General features: G+C 70.2%; 17 protein-coding genes. 10 read left to right on the top strand and 7 right to left on the bottom strand.

All coding sequences use genetic code 11. The annotated features are described in order from the left end of the window. Positions 1-13: 13 nt before the first annotated feature. The 3 genes from G406_RS45170 to G406_RS53710 are packed head-to-tail and all read right to left on the bottom strand — an operon-like array spanning position 14 to position 3317. Positions 14-1696 carry an AMP-binding protein gene (locus tag G406_RS45170; RefSeq protein WP_084215833.1) on the bottom strand — a complete coding sequence of 561 codons (1683 nt, stop codon included), beginning with the start codon at positions 1694-1696 and terminating at the stop codon, positions 14-16. After that, positions 1693-2505 (bottom strand): alpha/beta fold hydrolase, encoded by an 813-nt coding sequence (locus G406_RS0107350; RefSeq protein WP_028933345.1) that lies wholly within the window; start codon positions 2503-2505, stop codon positions 1693-1695. The genes G406_RS45170 and G406_RS0107350 overlap by 4 nt, the downstream gene beginning before the upstream one ends. Continuing rightward, complete coding sequence (locus G406_RS53710) at positions 2502-3317, bottom strand: MaoC/PaaZ C-terminal domain-containing protein (protein WP_051341758.1); 816 nt, start codon at positions 3315-3317, stop codon at positions 2502-2504. The genes G406_RS0107350 and G406_RS53710 overlap by 4 nt, the downstream gene beginning before the upstream one ends. A 120-nt stretch (positions 3318-3437) precedes the next feature. Between G406_RS53710 and G406_RS0107340 the strand changes: the two genes are divergently transcribed. Together G406_RS0107340 and G406_RS45160 are read left to right on the top strand one after the other, a co-directional pair. Continuing rightward, a complete protein-coding gene (locus tag G406_RS0107340; protein WP_028933344.1) occupies positions 3438-4058 on the top strand; it encodes a TetR/AcrR family transcriptional regulator in 621 nt (206 codons plus the stop codon). A 104-nt stretch (positions 4059-4162) separates the two neighbouring features. Next, complete coding sequence (locus G406_RS45160; RefSeq protein WP_051341787.1) at positions 4163-5515, top strand: MFS transporter; 1353 nt, start codon at positions 4163-4165, stop codon at positions 5513-5515. A 1-nt stretch (position 5516) separates the two neighbouring features. Here G406_RS45160 and G406_RS0107330 read toward each other — a convergent pair whose 3' ends face one another. Continuing rightward, complete coding sequence (locus G406_RS0107330) at positions 5517-6224, bottom strand: SDR family oxidoreductase (protein ID WP_028933343.1); 708 nt, start codon at positions 6222-6224, stop codon at positions 5517-5519. A gap of 101 nt (positions 6225-6325) precedes the next feature. On the opposite strand from G406_RS0107330, the gene G406_RS0107325 reads away from it, so the two are divergent. Further along, a complete protein-coding gene (locus tag G406_RS0107325) occupies positions 6326-7165 on the top strand; it encodes a helix-turn-helix transcriptional regulator (protein ID WP_028933342.1) in 840 nt (279 codons plus the stop codon). 108 nt (positions 7166-7273) lie between these two features. Here the strand turns inward: G406_RS0107325 and G406_RS0107320 are convergent, their stop codons facing one another. Beyond that, on the bottom strand, positions 7274-8374 hold the full coding sequence (locus G406_RS0107320; RefSeq protein ID WP_028933341.1) for an alpha/beta hydrolase: 1101 nt from the start codon (positions 8372-8374) through the stop codon (positions 7274-7276). Between the two features lie 282 nt (positions 8375-8656). Between G406_RS0107320 and G406_RS45155 the strand changes: the two genes are divergently transcribed. The 7 genes from G406_RS45155 to G406_RS0107285 all read left to right on the top strand — a co-directional run bounded on the left by G406_RS45155 (position 8657) and on the right by G406_RS0107285 (position 15483). Continuing rightward, positions 8657-10060 (top strand): MFS transporter, encoded by a 1404-nt coding sequence (locus G406_RS45155; protein WP_051341757.1) that lies wholly within the window; start codon positions 8657-8659, stop codon positions 10058-10060. Between the two features lie 45 nt (positions 10061-10105). Continuing rightward, positions 10106-11041 carry a LysR substrate-binding domain-containing protein gene (locus G406_RS0107310; RefSeq protein ID WP_028933340.1) on the top strand — a complete coding sequence of 312 codons (936 nt, stop codon included), beginning with the start codon at positions 10106-10108 and terminating at the stop codon, positions 11039-11041. A gap of 138 nt (positions 11042-11179) precedes the next feature. Beyond that, on the top strand, positions 11180-11791 hold the full coding sequence (locus G406_RS45150; protein WP_051341786.1) for a flavin reductase family protein: 612 nt from the start codon (positions 11180-11182) through the stop codon (positions 11789-11791). Next, positions 11788-13251 carry a 4-hydroxyphenylacetate 3-hydroxylase family protein gene (locus G406_RS0107300; protein ID WP_028933339.1) on the top strand — a complete coding sequence of 488 codons (1464 nt, stop codon included), beginning with the start codon at positions 11788-11790 and terminating at the stop codon, positions 13249-13251. The genes G406_RS45150 and G406_RS0107300 overlap by 4 nt, the downstream gene beginning before the upstream one ends. Next, positions 13248-13670, top strand: a complete 423-nt coding sequence (locus tag G406_RS0107295) for a RidA family protein (protein WP_028933338.1) — start codon at positions 13248-13250, stop codon at positions 13668-13670. Before G406_RS0107300 ends, G406_RS0107295 begins: the two co-directional genes overlap by 4 nt. Further along, positions 13667-14332, top strand: a complete 666-nt coding sequence (locus tag G406_RS0107290; protein ID WP_028933337.1) for a DUF1028 domain-containing protein — start codon at positions 13667-13669, stop codon at positions 14330-14332. The genes G406_RS0107295 and G406_RS0107290 overlap by 4 nt, the downstream gene beginning before the upstream one ends. After that, positions 14332-15483: a M20 family metallopeptidase gene (locus G406_RS0107285; RefSeq protein ID WP_425414568.1), complete on the top strand. Its 1152-nt coding sequence runs from the start codon at positions 14332-14334 to the stop codon at positions 15481-15483. The genes G406_RS0107290 and G406_RS0107285 overlap by 1 nt, the downstream gene beginning before the upstream one ends. A gap of 116 nt (positions 15484-15599) precedes the next feature. On the opposite strand, the gene G406_RS0107280 is transcribed toward G406_RS0107285, so the two are convergent. Together G406_RS0107280 and G406_RS0107275 are read right to left on the bottom strand one after the other, a co-directional pair. Next, positions 15600-15851 (bottom strand): Ada metal-binding domain-containing protein, encoded by a 252-nt coding sequence (locus G406_RS0107280; protein WP_028933335.1) that lies wholly within the window; start codon positions 15849-15851, stop codon positions 15600-15602. Between the two features lie 7 nt (positions 15852-15858). Beyond that, positions 15859-16692 (bottom strand): isocitrate lyase/PEP mutase family protein, encoded by an 834-nt coding sequence (locus G406_RS0107275; RefSeq protein ID WP_028933334.1) that lies wholly within the window; start codon positions 16690-16692, stop codon positions 15859-15861. Positions 16693-16818: the final 126 nt, after the last annotated feature.

Below are 16818 nucleotides of genomic sequence, written 5' to 3'. Positions count from 1 at the left end.
ACCCGAGGGCGGGTCACCGATGCCGCTGGCTCGCCCACTCCCGCAGCGTCACCGCGCGAATCTTGGTCCCGTTGGTCCCCGACGTGGTCGGCATGGCGTCGACGACGTGCACGGTGTGCGGGACCTTGAACCGCGCCAGTCCCTCGGCGCACCAACCGCGCAGCTCCCGAGGGTCGGTGGATCGGCCATCGACAGCCACGACGAACGCGATCGCGATCGTCGCGCCGTCGGTGTCGGGGATGCCGACCACCTTCGCCGTGTGCACGGCCGGATGATCGGCGAGCCGGGTCTCGATCTCGGCCGGATCAACGAGAAAGCCGCGCAGCCGCAGCGCGTCACCCATTCGGCAGACATAGGCGAACACGCCGTCCGCCACCAGGGTGCCGAGGTCACCGGACCGGAACCACCCGTCGCCGGTGCGGGCACGGTCCATCGCCTGGTCGTCGCCGAGATAGGCGTCCACGACGTTCGGGCCGCGGAACTGCAGTTCGCCCTCCCGGCCGAGCTCGACCGTGTCTCCGGTGGCCGGGTCGGCGACCCGGACCTCGATGCCGTCGTGGACGACGCGGCCGCCGCCGACCCACCGGACCGGCGGCGGTTCGTCGGCGGGCCACAGCGAGGTGAGCGCGAACAGCTCGGAGGAACCGTAGACGCCCGAGGTCGAGGTACCGAACTCGTCGCGGGCCCACGCGGCGAGCTCACGCGACCGGCCCTGGAAGTCCGCCACACCCCACCAGCGCCATGCCGACAGGTCGCGCGGAGTGTCCCGCCACGTCTCGGCGAGCCGCAGCACCAGGTCGTCACCGCCCACCACGTGGGTGACCGAGCGCGCCGCCATGTCGTCGAGGACCGCGTCGGCGTCGAACACCGGCTCGAACACGCACAGCGCTCCGGCGGCGAGTCCCGCCATCGCGGTGTTGTAGCCGAACACGCCGGTCAGCGGCAGCGCGCACAGCACGACATCGCTCTCGCTGATGCCGATGGCGCTCGCGTCGGCGACCGCGTGGGACAGCACTCCGGCGGCCCGGTGTGCGGCGAGCTTCGGCATCCCGGTGGAGCCGGACGTCGTGAACGCGACCACCAGCGGGTTCGCCGCCACCGCCGGCAGCGGTGGCGGGTTCGAGGTGTCTCCGTAGGTCCATGCTCCCGCGCCGACGTCGTACCCGGTGAGGTCCGGCGTGCGCGCGCCGGGGCCCGCCACGACGGCCACCGAGGGAGTGACCTCCGAGCGCGACACCGCGTCACGCAGCCGCGCGATCAGATCGAGCCCGTGGAAGTCGTGGGCGAGCGCGACGACCTTGGGGCGTGCCCGGCGCAGCACGTGCTCGACCTCGTCGACGTTGTACCGGGTGTTGATCCCGATCACCAGCGCACCCCGGGCCGCCGCGGCGAACTGCCAGGCCAGCGAGTCGCTCCAGTTCGGCAGCCAGACCGCCACACGGTCGCCCTCGCCGATCCCGCGCAGCCGTAGGTCCTCGGCGAGCGCGCGGGTGCGCAGCCAGAGCTCGCCCCGGGTGACCTCGATCGACCGGCCGTGCGCATCCTTGTCCACGACCGCGACCGCGCTCGAGTCCCGCTGGACGAGCCGGCAGAGCAGGTCGGTGAGGTGAGTGGGGACCGGGCCGTGAGCCAGGAACTCGGCCACCGCGTGCGGGGACACCCCGCTGTCGGTCCGCTCGGCGTCCTCGGTACTCATCGGGCAACCTCCGCGCGCATCTCGGTCAGCCAATCGGCGAGCACACCGTCGAACCCGTCGATCTCCTCCATCGGGTAGTGCCCGACGCCGTCGAGGACGGTGCAGCAAGCGCCGGGTATCCGGCCGGCCGCCCAGCGCACCGCATCGACATCCAGCCACAGATCGTCCGCGCCTGCCACCAGGTGCACAGGGCATCGAACGCCGGGGAGGTCCTCCCTCAGGTCGTGGCCGGACCATCCGATCAGGTCGGACGCCGAGACGGCGGGATCCTCACGCCGGTGCATCGTGGCGATCAGCTCGGCGCGCTCCCGAGGCACCGCCCGGCCGATCACGGCGAGTGTGCCCAGATGGGTGCGGTCCGTACGGCTCGGAGCGGCGACATCGACCAGCTCCCGCCGTAGTGCCCGGACCGACGGCCGCCCGCCCGTCCAGGCGTCGGCCGCCATCGCGACGACACCGCTGAGCCGCTCGGAAGCCCGGCAGGCCAGGTCTAGTGCGATCTTGCCCCCGATGGAACAGCCCACGACGAACGGCTCGTCCAGCCCGAGCCGCTCCATGAGTTCGAGGGACCACCGGGCGTAGACGCCGAGGTCGGTCACCGGGCCGCCGGGCGCGGGTTCCGAGCGTCCGTGCCCCGGCAGGTCGGGCACCACGACCCGGTATCCGCGCCGCGCCAGCGCGGTCGCGCAGTGGCGCCACTGAACGCCACTCTGCCCGGCCGTGTGCAGGCACAGCACCGGTGTGCCGGTGCCGACCTGTTCGACGAACGCCAGTGAGCCGCCGACCCGCAGGTACTGAGCCTCGATCATGATTCCTCCTCGGCGAGACGGCGCGCCGCGTCGACGATCATGGCCAGCGTCGAGGTGAGCCGCAGGTACTCGTACCCGTTGCCGCGTGAGGCGATCCGCCCGGTCATGGCGTAGCGCATGAAGTCGTTGCGTTCCGCGTCGACGAGCTCGGTCCAGGTGATCTCGTCGGCCTCCATGGTGAACGTCGGCCCGTGCGGGGCGCGGCCGGTCACCTCGATGACCGAGCCCCGGTAGACGCGCAGGTGCACCTCGTCGATGCCCGCCCGAAGCCCGATCGTCCCGTCCCAGGTGGCCGTCGACTCGGCGAAGTCGGAGCCGAGTCGCTGGACGAGGGCCTCGCCCCAGGCGACGGTGCCGAACGCCCGGGCCATCGGGTCGGGTCCGGCACCTCGCGCGGAGAGTAGGGCGGTGGTGGTCCCTTCCTGAACGACCTGTCCCTCGGCGTCGACCAGCGCCATGTGGCGCCCGACGACCCCCCGGGTGCCGCTCGCGGTCCGCCGGCACCGGATCACGGTGAGCGCCAGACGGAGTGTGTCACCGACCCGGATCGGGCGCCGGTAGGTCCACCGGGTGTCGAGCAGTCCCTGGACGGCACTTCCGTGCAGGCCGAGGGACTGCAGCAGCCCGAGAGCGACGGCGATACCGAACGGACCCTGCAGGATCGCGTCGGGTCCGCTGTGGATCGGGTGGTCGTCACCGCTGAGCCGGGTGAAGTCGAGCAGATCGGTCTCGGTGACCGTGCGCGGCGCGCTGGTGAAACGCTCTCCGACGCGGAAGTCTTCGAACCAGCGTCCCGGCTCGGAATCGGACACGGCTGCACCTTCGTTTCATCACCGTACGAACGAACGTTCATGTTACTTCGACTGAAACACTCCGCATGGCAATCAGTCAAGTCAAGAACGGAGCACGCCGAGTGCCGTACTCTACCGGCCATGAACGATCGTTCGCCCGTCACACTGATCGCCGACACCGGCCGAGGCAACGAAGCCGCCATCCTCAACGCCGCACTCGACGCGTTCGGGACGAAGGGCTTCAACGGGGCGTCCATGCGCGATGTCGCGCGCGGGGCCGACACAAGCCTGTCGAACCTCTACAACTACTTCCCGTCGAAGTCCCGGCTGTTGGCGGAGGTACTCCGGCGCGCGAACGAGGAGCTGCACTCGCGGCTGCGGCATGCGGTCGACGAGGCGGGTGACGACGCGTCGTCCCGGATGCGTGAGGCGGTGCGCGCGTACGTGGCGTTCGTGGTCGAGCACCAGGTGGCGATGCTCGTCTCGACCAGCGAGGTGCGTTATCTCGCCGGTCCCGATCGTGACGTACTGGTGCGCGAGCGGGACGCGACACAGCGCATCTTCGAGGACATCGTCACGCAGGGTACGGCGAGCGGGGAGTTCCGCACGCCCTATGCGGCCGACTCGGCGCGCGCGATCCTGTCGACGCTGGGCGCGGTCGCGTCGTGGTACCGGCCGGAAGGCCGGCTGTCCAAGGGACAGCTCGCCGAGCAGCAGGCGCGGTACTCACTGGCGCTGCTCGAAGCGCCACTGCCGCGGTGAGATGCCTCTTGTGATCAGTCGTTCGGGAAGCTAGCGTACGAACGCTCGTTCATGTATGGCCGAGCGTTGTCGTCGCCGCAGTGACGCGGTCGGAGGTGGACCGAATGGAACAGCAGGTGCCCGCCACGAGGATGGGCAGGCTCGCGGCCGCGGCGGTCTTCGCCACGACGCTGGAATGGTTCGACTTCCTGATCTATGCGACGGCCGCCGCGCTGGTGCTGGGGCCCCGGTTCTTCCCCTCGGTCAGTCCGGTCGCGGGGACACTCGCGTCGTTCGCCACCTTCGCCGTCGGTTTCGTCGCCCGCCCGCTCGGTGGCATCATCGCCGGGCACTTCGGCGACCGGGTCGGGCGCAAACCACCGTTGGTGATCGCCATGCTGGTCATGGGGCTGGCGACGTTCGCGGTGGGGGTGCTCCCCGGCTACGCGACCATCGGCGTGTGGGCGCCGATCCTGCTGGTCGTCGCGCGCCTCGTGCAGGGTTTGGGGGTCGGCGCGCAGTGGGGCGGCGCGGCGCTCCTGCTCACCGAACATGCACCGGTCGAGCGGCGTGGTTTCTACGGCAGCCTGGTGCAGACCGGTGCCATCTTCGGCGCCGTCGCGGGCAATCTGTTCTTCCTGATCCTGGCGTCCGTGCTGACCGATGAGCAGTTCACCAGCTGGGGCTGGCGGATCCCGTTCCTCACCGGGCTCGTGCTCGTGGTGATCGGTATCTACGTCCAGCTGAAGATCGAGGACACCCCGGTGTTCCGGCAGCTTCAGCGGGAGTCGGCGTCGTCGCGGCGTGACGCGGGGCTGACCAAGGCGCCGCTGCGGGTGGCGGTCCGTGGGCACTGGCGGCAGATTCTCCAGGCGGCCGGGGCCTTCTTCCTGGTCAACGCCACGTTCTACATCCTGATCAGCGGCATGCTCGACTACGCCACCAAGCGGGTCGGGATGTCGCGTACGTCGATCCTGTTGTGTGTGATGGTCGCCGGGGCCACGCAGGTCGTCACGATGCCGCTGTTCGGGGCGCTCACCGATCGCATGGGCAACCGGAAGCGTCTCTACCTGATCGGGACCGTCCTCATGGCGTTGTTCGCCTTCCCGATGTTCTGGCTGGTGGACACCGGCTCGGTGCCGCTGGTGCTGCTCGCGCTGCTGATCGGGTTCACCATCCACGCCACCATGTACGGGCCGCAGGCGACGCTGTACGTGGAGATGTTCCCCGCGGATGTGCGTTATTCGGGCGCTTCGCTCGGCTACCAGTTCGCGTCGGTCTTCGCCGGCGGGCTCGCGCCGTTCATCATGGCAGCGCTGCTCGCCGCGACCGGAGCGTCCTGGTCGGTGTCGCTGTACATCGTCGCCACGGCAGTGGTCACCTTCGTGGCCGTGGCGACGATCGACGAGCGCTTCCGGCGCGACCTGTACGAGACCTCGACCGGTGGCACCCCGAGCGGTGCGCACCTGCCCGGCTGACCTACCAGGGAATCGGGCCCGCTGCGGAGCTGTAGGTCCCGGTCGGCCCGTCGGTGGGTACGAGTGCCATCCGCACGATGATCTCCGCACCCTGTTCGACCGTCTGGACGCCGGTGTTGCCGTTGAGATCGGTCTTGGTGAAGCCGGGCTCGACAGCGTTGATACGCATGGCGGGAAAGGCCTTCGCGTACTGCACGGTGATCATGTTGACCGCCGCTTTCGACGCCGGGTACGCGACCCCGGGATAGGCGTGGGTCGGGGTGTTCGCGGTACTGACCGCGGTCAGCGACCCGAGTCCGCTGCTGACGTTCACCACGACCGGCGCGGCGGAGCGGCGCAGCAGCGGCAGGAAGGCGTGGAGCACCCGGACGACGCCGAAGACGTTCGTGTCGAACGTCCGGAGCATGTCGTCCCCGGTGACCTCGGCCGGGCCGATCACGTTGTTGTCGGCGTCTCGACCCTCGACCCCGGCGTTGTTGATCAGGATGTCCAGTCCTCCGTCGGCCTCGATCGCCTTCGCGGCGGCCTGCACCGAGGCGTCGTCGGTGACGTCGAGCTGGATCGCGCGTGCGCCCAGTTGGTCCGCGGCGCGACGGCCGCGGTCCGCGTCGCGGCTGGCGAGATAGACGGTGTGACCTTCGGCGACGAGCCTGCGAGCGGTCTCGAAACCGAGTCCCTTGTTCGCTCCGGTGATCAGTGCTGTTGTCATGTCACCACGATGTGCCCTCATGACCTGGTCAGCCAGGCGTCTGATCTTCCTGGGACCGCCGGTACCAGGAAGCGTCGGGACACACGGTGCACACTGGACGCATGGCGACGGCGGAGTTCGGTCAGGCGGTCCGCCGATGGCGCGACCGCGTCGCCCCGGAGGCGGCGGGTCTTCGCAGCGGTGGGCATCGCCGCGCCAGCGGGTTGCGCCGCGAAGAGCTCGCGTTGCTCGCCGGAATCTCGGTCGACTACGTGACCCGGCTGGAGCAGGGGAGGGCCACCAATCCGTCGCTGCAGGTCGTCGAGGCGCTCGCCAGGGCGCTGCGGCTCTCCGGGCCGGAACGGGTGCACCTGCTGAGCCTGGCCGGGCTGGTGGCACCGGGACCGGGGACCGTGCCGTCCCAGCTCACCCCGGGTGTCCACCGGCTGCTGGACAGGCTCACCGGAATCCCGGTCGGGGTGTACGACGCGGCGTGGACGTTGCTGCTGGCCAACCCGCCGTACGCGGCGCTCATGGGCGACCCTTGCGACTGGCACGGCTACGAGCGCAACGGGGTGTGGCGCAACTTCCTGGGCCCCGGCAGCCGGGTTCGCCACACACCTGGGTCGCGTCTGGACCTGCAGACCGCGATGGCCGCCGACCTGCGGGCCACCGCCGGCAGATATCCGAACGACGACCACCTGCGCGGATTGGTCCGTGAGCTCCGTGCGAAGAGCCCCCTGTTCGCCGAGCTGTGGGAATCCGGCACCGTGAACCGGCACGAGGCGGGGCACAAGGTCGTGGACCATCCCGACGTCGGCCCGGTGACGCTGGACTGCGACGTGATGAGCGTGGCGCGCAGCGACCTGCGCCTCATGATCTACACGGCGGAGCCAGGGACGGAAGACGCGCAGCGCCTGACAACCCTAATCCGCCAATCGGCTCCAACCCCGGTCGGCTAGCCGCCCCCGAAGTGACCTCACAGCTCGCACGGACCGTGTGCACGCCGCACAGAGGCCAGGGCCTCTGTGCGGCGTGGAGAACCTCTGTGCGAGCTGGGGGGCTTGGTGTCAGAGGCCGGTGCTGTCGAGCCAGTTGTCCATGTCGTTGTGGAAGTCCGGCGCCGTGCGGGCGAATGCGACCGCGTGGCCCGCGTCGCGCACCTCACGCACCGTCACGTGTGAGCTGTGCGTGTAGGTGGCGGCGTGCAGTCCGGGGTTCGGAAAGAGCCTGTCCTGCGCGCCCGCAAGCACCAGCACCGGAACGGTGATGAGGTTGTTGCGTACCGGGTTGCCGGCGAGTGCCTGGGCGGAGTTGCGGGTCCCTGCGCAGGCATCCTTCGTGCGCCGATCGACGAGGTCGCGGGCGATGTCGGGCTCGACGTTGGCGATGTGGTCGGAGCTGAACTGCGCGCCGTCCGCTTCGAGCGCGGCGTACCCGGCGGGCGAACGGGGGTTCAGCAGTGCGGCCGCCGCATCCGGTGCCAGCGCGCAGCGGGCCTGCTGCTCGGCGGCTCGCTGCAGTACCAGCGGGGTCGCGTTGAGCGAGCCGGAGTCGAGGACGCCGAGCGCGTCGACGTCGTGGAACGCCGCCACCTCCTGGTCGGCGATCAGGCCGCTCGCGGAGTGCCCGACCAGCCCGACCCGGTCGAAACGAGGGGTGCGGTCACCCTTGTAGCTGCCCTGGCGCAGCTGACCGACGATCTGGTGCAGCACGTCGGCCTCGACGCCGAAGCACAGGCTGTTGCCGTTGGGCTTGTCGCTGGCGCCGTAGCCGAGCCGGTCGATGCTGACCGACACGTGCCCGCGCCGGGCCATCTCGTCGACGTAGTTGTAGTCACCGTCGCCCGGGTAGCGCCAGAAGTACTCGGCGTAGCCGTCGCCGTGTGAGTAGAGCGTCCCCTTGACGTGTGAGGAGTCGATCTCCGAGCGCGGCCCGGTGAGGTGACCGCGCACCACGGCACGCTCGTTGCCCGGTGTGGTCGCGCACGGCAGACCGGAGTTGTTCGAGGTCACCACACTGAACTCGACCTCGGTCGAGGCGACGTCGCCGGAGGGCTCCGAGGCTCCGGCGATGCCGGTGATCGACAGCGACAGGGCCGCTGTCGCGATCGCCAGCCCGAGGGTGGCAGTGGTGACAAGGCCGCGACGAGGCCACGTGCTGATTCGCATATCGACGTAACTCGGCGGACAGCGGAGTGGATGCGCGTGGCTACAGTCGGTAACCCGTATGAGTTAGTACGCATGTGCGCGCGTCCAGCGGAAGCCGCTCGGCGGTGGTCCCGCACACAGTGCATCGGCTGAGCAGATGCAATGAGTCAACTATCAATGCTTGTCCGATGCCACGGGTTCCGCTTAGCGTCCCTCGCCAGAGCGAACGGATCTTCCCGGTCGCCGCCGGCGGACACGTCGCCTCGTCGGCCCCGCCGTCCTTCTCCTCGGATGGAGGCTTCCATGCCTGCTGACGACGCCGCGCACCCCAGCCCGTCGGGCTCGTCCGATCCCCGAACCGAGGTCGATCCGGTGTCCATGCGCCGCAGCGTCGTCGCGGGGGCCGCGGGCGTGTTCGTGCACTGGTTCGACTGGGCCGTCTACGCCTACCTGGCGACCACCATCGCCGAGGTCTTCTTCCCGGCGCAGGACCGGACCGCCGGACTGCTGTCGGTGTTCGCCGTGTTCGCGGTGTCGTTCGGCATCCGGCCGGTCGGTGCACTGGTCTTCGGGCCGCTCGGAGACCGCATCGGTCGCCAGCGCACGCTGTCCATCGTCATCTTCGTGATGACCGCCGCGACGCTCATTATCGGCCTGCTGCCCGGCCACGCGACGATCGGCACGGCCGCCCCGGTGCTGCTCGTGGTGGCGCGCATGGTGCAGGGATTCGCCGCCGGTGGTGAGTTCGGCAGCGCCGCGAGCTTCCTCGCCGAGTACTCGCCGCGCCACCGGCGCGGGTTCGGGGTCAGCTGGCTCGAGGTCGGCTCGCTGCTCGGGTTCCTCGCCGGCTCGTTCGCGTACTTCCTGCTGTCGGTGGGTCTGTCCGAACAGCAGCTCGTCGCATGGGGCTGGCGGATCCCGTTCCTGGTCGCCGCGCCTCTCGGAGTGATCGGCTTCGTGATCCGGAACAAGATCGAGGACACCCCGGAGTACCGGGCGCTGGAGGCAGCGGACACCGTGGCGCGCAGCCCGATCCGTGAGCTGTTCCGGCACAACGTCCGGCAGATGCTGCAGGCCGCCGGGCTCATGACGCTCATGCACATCCCGTTCTACGCCGTGCTCACCTACATGGTCACCTATCAGACCGACCACCTCGGTCATTCCGCCGACAGCACCGCGCTGATCTCGACGGTGGTCTCGCTGCTCGGGCTGGTGCTGGTTCCGGCGTTCGGGCGGCTGTCCGACCGGGCGGGCCGGAAGCCGGTCGTGGTCGGGGCCGCCGGGGCGCTGCTCGTGGTGTCCTACCCGGCGATCCTGCTGATGGGGACCGGCATGGCGGGAACCGTGGCGGCGACCCTGGGCCTCGGCGTGATCCTCGCGGCGATCCTGGGCACCTACGCGGTGTGGTCGGCCGAGGTGTTCCCGACCCGCACCCGGCAGGGCGGTTTGTCCATCGCCTACAACGTCACCGCCGCGTTGTTCGCCGGGACCGTCCCGTATCTGATGACACTGCTGATCACCTGGACCGGCAGCATCCTCGTGCCCGGCCCCTACCTGATGGTGGCCGCGCTCATCGGGCTCGCCGCCGCGCTGTCGATGCCGGAGACCGCGGGTGGGGCGCTGCTGCGACCCGAGGACACGGGTGCCGCGTCCGGTGACGACCAGGTCGGTGAGACGACCGGGCCGGCGGGCGTCCGGCCGGCCTGAGGACGACCGTGCGGAGCGCCGGCACCGTTCGGGCACGATGAGGGCGTGAGCGAACCCGGCTTCACCCTCGTCCAGCTGCGTTACTTCGCGGCCGCGGCGAAGCACCTGAGCATGACCGTCGCGTCCCGCGAGCTGATGGTCTCGCAGTCGGCTGTCTCGACGGCGGTGGCGCAGCTGGAACGTGAGCTGGGGGTCCAGCTGCTGCTGCGCCACCACGCGAAGGGCCTCACCCTCACCGTCGCCGGGCAGACCTTCTACCAGCGGGTACTCGATTTCCTCGCACACGGCAACGAGCTGCGGGAGGTCGCGCGGCAGGCCGGCGCGGACCTCGTCGGCGCGCTGGCGGTCGGTTGCTTCTCCACCCTGGCGCCGTTCCGGCTTCCCGGTCTGCTGGCGACCTTCGCCGAGCTGCACCCTCGGGTGCACGTGTCGGTCCGGGAGGGGGAGCACTCCGCGTTGAAGGTGGCGCTGCGGGCGGGGGAGTGCGAGGTCGCGCTCATGTACGCCTACGACCTGGACGAGGACATCGACCACGTCGTCGTGGACACCGCCCGCCCGTACGTGCTGGTCGGCGCTGAGCATCCGCTCGCCGGCGCCGAGGACGGGAAGGTGTCGCTGAGTGAGCTGGCGGGCCGGCCCATGGTGCTGCTCGACCTGCCGCACAGCCGCGAGTACCTGCAGTCCGTCCTGCGCGACGCCGGCATCGAGCCGACTGTCCGCCACCGGACCAGCGGCTACGAGACGGTGCGCGCACTCGTGGCCCACGGTCACGGGTTCGCGTTGCTCAACCAGCGGCCACTGCACGACACGACCTACGCGGGTGGGCGGGCGATATCGCTCGAGCTGCGCGACGACATCGCTGCGCTGGAGATCGTGGTGTCCTGGATGCGGGGAGTCCGGCTCACCGGCCGGGCGAGGGCCTTCGTGGGCCTGTGCCGATCGATGTACCCGAACCAGGGACCGTCGCCCGCCGGAGGCTAGTGCCGCCGGACCGCTCGAGGTTGTGCATCGGTTTTTATGGTGTATTGATGCATAAACATCTGTTGGACAGATGTTGGCGATGCGGTGACGCTGTGTTCGGTGGTCGCTACCGACGACCCGGGCGAAGGGACACAGCTGATGCCGCATCCTGACTCGGCCCCGCCGGCAGGCGGGATCTCGGGCGCGTTCACCGCCGTGATGGGCGGGCTCGCGACCAGCGTCACGGTGGTGGGCGCCGCGCACGACGGTGATCGGGCCGCGCAGACGGTCAGCGCGATGTGCTCGGTGTCCGCCGAGCCGCCGATGCTGCTGGTGTGCGTGCACCGGCGGAGTCCGGTGAACGCGCTGATCCGCGACTCCGGCCGGTTCAGCGTGAACGTGCTGGCGACCCGCCACGATCATGTCGCGGACACCTTCGCCGGCCGGCCGTGGCCGGGCAAACAACGCTGGGACTTCACCTGCGGCGAGTGGGTGGGCTCCGACAGCGGAACACCGAGACTCGCCGACGCGCTCGCCTTCTTCGACTGTGCGGCGCACTCGACCGTGGAAGCGGGCAGCCACCTGGTCCACATCGGCCGGATCAACACCGTCCGCTCCGAGCCGGGCACCCCGCTGATCTACGCCGGCCGCACCTACGCGGCGCCGAGCCCGGTCCCGCCGTCGCGCTTCCCCGACTTCCCGGATGCACATCCGGACAACCGCTACGTCCCCGAACAGCAGGCACCAGCGCGCAGAGAGGCATCCGCATGATCCGCACCGGCCAGGAGTACAAGGACTCGCTGTCCACCGACCGCGCGATCTGGGTCAACGGCGAGCGGGTCAAGGACGTGACGACGCACCCGATGTTCGCCCCGATCGTCGATATCCGGGCACGCATCCACGACATGGCGCACGAGCAGGCGACGCGCGAGGTCATGAGCTACATCGACGACACCACGGGCCAGCGCAACAGCGTGGCGAACAAGCTTCCGCTGACCGTCCAGGACTGGCACGACAAACGATCTGCGATCGATGCGGTGCTCGACGAGGCGCGCGGCGTGGTGACCAGGGTCGGTGACGAGACGGTCGGCGAGATGTGGTCGCTGTTCGATGGTCAGGACGTGCTCGACGAGGTCGATCCTCGGTTCTCCGCGAACATCCGGCGCCACATCGACCGCGCGGTGCGGGAGGACCCGTTCCACGTCTCGGCGAACACCGACCCGAAGGGCGACCGCTCGCTGCGCCCGCAGGACCAGGATCCGGACATGCTGTTGCACGTGGTCCGCGAGACCGACAGCGGCATCGTGGTGCGCGGCGCGAAGTACGAGACCGCCGCCGCCTACGCGAACCAGGCGTTCACCAAACCGACGATCGCCAACTGGGGCGACTCGGAGCTGTCCGACTACGCGGTCGGGTTCATCCTGGACATGAACGCGCCCGGTCTGAAGTACATCTGCCGCACCGGTTTCGCGGGCAGGGCGCCCGCCGACGACTACCCGTTGTCCAACCGGGTGGACGAGGTGGACACGCTGGTGATCTTCGACGACGTCGAGATCCCCTGGGAGGACGTGCTGTTCTACCGGCACACCAGGGCCGCTACATTCATCCGTTCCACGCTGCACCGCTACTCGGCGCTGCCGTTCACCTACCGCAACCTGCGCCTCGCGGACCTGATGATCGGCGCGGCGCTGTGGAACGTGAAGCAGACCGGGCTGGAGCGTCAGCAGGCCGTGCAGGAGAAGCTCGCCCAGCTGGCCTGTTACCGGGAGGGCATCAACGCCCACCTGACCGCCGCGATCGCGATGGGCACCACCTCACCCGGTGGTCTGCTGATGCCCGAGCAGTCGCTGCTCTACACCGGGCGTGTCCTGGCGACCACCCAGCTGCCGGCGATGATGCACCTGGCCAGGGAGCTGTGCGGCGGCCAGATCTGCATCACCCCGGACGCGGCGAGCTTCGCGAACCCCGAGACCGCGCCCTGGCTGGAGAAGTACTACTCGATCAACGACGGCTGGGTCGCCGACGACCGGCGCAGGCTGCTCGCCTTCGCCCGTGACCTGCTCAACTCCGACTACGCGGGGCACCGGCTCACGTTCCAGCTGTTCGCCCAGTCACCGCCGTTCGCGCACCTGGCGGCGGTGTACCGCAACTTCGACTGGGAAGGGCCGCTGCAGATGGTCCGCTCCGCCGCCGGACTGTCGGACCGCGTTGCGGGCGGTGCCACCCGATGACGACACACACTCGAATCCGGCCGTTCAACACCCGGGACACCTATCCCGAGCAGAACCTGGACAACGACCTGTGTCAGGCGGTCGTGGCCAACGGAACGGTGTACGTGCGCGGTCAGGTCGGGCAGGACCTGGAGACGAGTGAGTCGGTCGGGATCGGCGACGCCGCCGCGCAGGCCGAACAGGCGATGAGCAACATCGCGGTGTTGCTGGAGGAGGCTGGCAGCCGGCTGGAGCACCTGGTGAAGCTCACCATCTACCTGATCGACCCGCGCTACCGGGAGCCCGTCTACCGAACGGTGGGGAGATGGACAAAGGGTGTGCACCCGATCTCCACCGGCCTCGTCGTGTCCGGGCTCGCTCGTCCGGAATGGCTGTGTGAGATCGACGCGATCGCGGTGATCCCGGAGGACACGCGATGACGTTCTCGATCGCGGCACGCGACGGCTCCCGGTTCGGTATGGCGGTCAGCTCGTCGAGCCCGGCAGTGGCCGCGCGCTGCCTGCACCTGCGCCCCGGGATCGGCGTCTCGGCGTCGCAGAACGTCACCGATCCCCGGCTGGGCACTCGGCTGCTCGACGGACTCGCCGCGCACGGCGACGCCGCTCGGGCCCTGGCCACCGTGGTCGGGTCCACCGCGCACATCGACCACCGACAGCTCACCGTGCTGGGTGCGAGTGGCCCGGGAGGCCACTTCAGCGGCGCGCAGACGCTCGGTACGCACGCCGCCGTCGCGGGCGACGGAGTGGTCGCAGCCGGCAACCTGCTGTCCGGAACCCACATCCCCGACGTGCTCGTCGAGACGTTCACGGCCGAGGGTGGCGAGCTGGAGGAACGCCTGTTCGCCGCACTGCTGGCCGGGTTGAAGGCGGGCGGCGAGGCAGGTCCGGTGCACTCGGCGGGACTCGCGGTCGTCGCCGACGTCGACTGGCGGGTGACCGACCTGCGCGTCGACTGGGACGACGCCCCGGTGGACAGGCTGGGTGAGCTGCTGCGGATCTGGCTGCCGCAGCGCGACGATTACGTCCGTCGAGGTCTCGATCCGGCCGCCGCACCCGCCTACGGCGTGCCCGGGGATCTGTAGTGTGCAGCGTCGACGAGCTGAAGGGCGCCGTACGTGAGCGGACGCTGCGTGATGCGGACGGACTGATCAGGCTGTCCGAGCGGTTGCACGCGGACCCGGAGACCGCGTGGGAGGAGCACCGCGCCGCCGCGATGGTGCCCGAGCTGCTCGACCGGGCCGGATTCGACGTGACCTCGGGCTATCTCGGGCTCGACACCGCGTTCCTGGCGCGCTTCGGGACCGGGCCGACCAGGATCGCGTTGTGCGCCGAGTACGACGCGCTGCCCGGTCTCAGCCATGCGTGCGGACACAACCTGATCGCCGCGAGTGCGGTGGGCGCCGCGCTGGGTCTCGCCGAGGTCGCCGACGACGCCGGTGTGACGGTGGAGGTGTACGGCACCCCGGCGGAGGAGGGCGGGGGCGGGAAGATCGAGCTGTTGGACCGGGGCGCGTTCGGAGACGTCGACCTGGCGATGATGGTCCACCCCGCTCCGGTCGACGTCGCCGAAGCCCGCCCCTTCGCCGTGAGCCACTCGCGGGTCGCCTACACCGGGCGCTCCGCCCACGCGGCCGCGTACCCGGAGGCCGGGGTCAATGCGGCCGACGCGTTCACGATCGCGCAGGTAGCGATCGGGCTGTTGCGCCAGCAGCTGCCGGCGTCGGCGCGGGTGCACGGCGTGGTCACCCACGCGGGAGATGCACCCAACGCGATCCCGGAGACCAGTGCGGGGCGGTGGTACGTCCGCGCCGAGACGCTCGCCGAGCTGGCGGAGCTGGAGCCGAGGGTCTTGCGCTGCTTCGAGGCGGGTGCCCTGGCCACCGGATGCGAGCTGAGCGTCGAGCCGGAGAGCAGACCGTACGCCGAGTTCCGCACCGACACGACCGCGCTGGAGCAGTACCGGTCGAACGCGGTCAGGCTCGGTCGGACGTTCGCGCCGGGCGGGCTCGCGGCGCGCATGAACCGGGCGTCCACCGACATGGGCAACGTGTCCCAGGTGATCGCGGCGATCCATCCCTACATCGGGATCGGGTCACTGCCCGCGACGAATCATCAGCGCGAGTTCGCGGCGTTCTGCGTCGGCGCCACGGCACACCAGGCACTGGTCGACGGCGCGGTGGCGCTGGCCTGGACCGGTATCGATCGCGCGACCGGGTCGGTGCACAGCGCGTGAGCCGGCTCAGCCCGGAACGACCGGGCGGGTCGGTGACGTCGCAGAGCTTCAGGTCGGGTCGCAGATGCTGCAGTGTCTGCGACGCGACACGAACCTCTGCGAGGTGTGACCGGAGTTCAGGTACGAGCGCGCCAGGCCTCGTACTCGCCGGGAAGGCACACCGCGCACGGCCGGTACCCCGCCCGGCGCGCGGTGTCCTCGTCCGCGAAGAACACCCGATGTCTGACGTAGTGACCGGCCGCGATCCAGCGCAGCGCGGAAGGGCAGTCGAGACGCCCGTAGATCTTCCCGCGCCGATGGCCACCGAGAGTGCCCGGGAACTCACTCCGATACGGAGTGCCGTCCGGGCCGATCAGGGTGTAAGACACCGACGTGTCAGGACCGGGCGAACGCCCCGTTGAGGGTGCCGAAGGGTTCGGCGTCCTCCAGCGCGGCGTAGGTGCCCTTGGTGAGCAGCTCGTCGGCCACCCGGCGCGCCACCGAGTACGCGGCCTGGCCGACGCCGCTGCCGACACTGACCCGGCGGACGCCGACCGCCTCGAACGCGGCGATCTCGGGCGCACCGGGACCGGCCATGACGTTGATCGGGAGCGGCGACCTGGCGACGAGCACCGTGAGCACGTCGAGGTCGACCAGCCCGGGCACGAACAGGCAGTCCGCGCCGGATTCGGCGTAGATCTCGGCCCGTGCCACCACATCGTCCAGACGGCCCTCCTCGGCGCCGATCTGGAAGAGGTACACGTCGGTGCGTGCGTTGATGACGAACTCGGGTAGCCCGGCTCGCTCGGCGGCCGACCGTGCCGCACGCAGCCGCTGCCCCTGTTCGGCCGGCGTGTGAAGCGGTCCGCCCGGTGCCAGCGAGTCCTCGATGTTCGCTCCGACGGCGCCGGCTCCGATGATCGCCTCGACCGACGCGGCGACGTCGTCGGCGGACGGGCCGTAGCCGCCCTCGATGTCGGCTGTGACGGGCACGTCGACCGCGCCCACGATCCGCGCGACGGCGGCGACCATGTCCGCGCGGGTGAGCCCTTCACCGTCCGGGCGACCCAGCGCCCAGGACACCGCGGCGCTGGTCGTGGCGATGACCTTCGCCCCAGCCGACGCGATGAGCGCGGCACTCCCGGCGTCCCATGCGTTCGGCAGGACGAGGATTCCGTCGGTGTGCAGCTCACGCAGGATGGCGGCGCGGCGCTGTGGGCTGTCGGTCACGGTAGGACACTCCAGGCAGGTGAGTGGATCGATGAACGGAGTCCCGGCTCGCACCAGGCTCCCGCCCGAGGTTGTCAGCCGGTCTGCCCCGGCGCTGGCGGAAACGCGACACCACCCTCTCCCGCG

Origin of the sequence: Actinospineispora spinosispora DSM 44797 (assembly GCF_000429025.1) — a bacterium.
In the GTDB taxonomy this organism is placed as follows: domain Bacteria; phylum Actinomycetota; class Actinomycetes; order Mycobacteriales; family Pseudonocardiaceae; genus Pseudonocardia; species Pseudonocardia spinosispora.
Note: the sequence above shows the minus strand (reverse complement) of the source record. Positions and strands in the feature narration are given on the sequence as shown.

What these genes read in the sequence shown, in the direction of transcription:
- G406_RS45160 (WP_051341787.1), top strand. Translation starts at nt 4,163, where the DNA reads ATGGAACAGCAGGTGCCCGCCACGAGGATGGGCAGGCTCGCGGCCGCG.
- G406_RS0107330 (WP_028933343.1), bottom strand. Translation starts at nt 6,224, where the DNA reads ATGACAACAGCACTGATCACCGGAGCGAACAAGGGACTCGGTTTCGAG.
- G406_RS0107300 (WP_028933339.1), top strand. Translation starts at nt 11,788, where the DNA reads ATGATCCGCACCGGCCAGGAGTACAAGGACTCGCTGTCCACCGACCGC.
- G406_RS0107290 (WP_028933337.1), top strand. Translation starts at nt 13,667, where the DNA reads ATGACGTTCTCGATCGCGGCACGCGACGGCTCCCGGTTCGGTATGGCG.
- G406_RS0107340 (WP_028933344.1), top strand. Translation starts at nt 3,438, where the DNA reads ATGAACGATCGTTCGCCCGTCACACTGATCGCCGACACCGGCCGAGGC.
- G406_RS45170 (WP_084215833.1), bottom strand. Translation starts at nt 1,696, where the DNA reads ATGAGTACCGAGGACGCCGAGCGGACCGACAGCGGGGTGTCCCCGCAC.
- G406_RS0107350 (WP_028933345.1), bottom strand. Translation starts at nt 2,505, where the DNA reads ATGATCGAGGCTCAGTACCTGCGGGTCGGCGGCTCACTGGCGTTCGTC.
- G406_RS45150 (WP_051341786.1), top strand. Translation starts at nt 11,180, where the DNA reads ATGCCGCATCCTGACTCGGCCCCGCCGGCAGGCGGGATCTCGGGCGCG.
- G406_RS45155 (WP_051341757.1), top strand. Translation starts at nt 8,657, where the DNA reads ATGCCTGCTGACGACGCCGCGCACCCCAGCCCGTCGGGCTCGTCCGAT.
- G406_RS0107320 (WP_028933341.1), bottom strand. Translation starts at nt 8,374, where the DNA reads ATGCGAATCAGCACGTGGCCTCGTCGCGGCCTTGTCACCACTGCCACC.
- G406_RS0107295 (WP_028933338.1), top strand. Translation starts at nt 13,248, where the DNA reads ATGACGACACACACTCGAATCCGGCCGTTCAACACCCGGGACACCTAT.
- G406_RS0107325 (WP_028933342.1), top strand. Translation starts at nt 6,326, where the DNA reads ATGGCGACGGCGGAGTTCGGTCAGGCGGTCCGCCGATGGCGCGACCGC.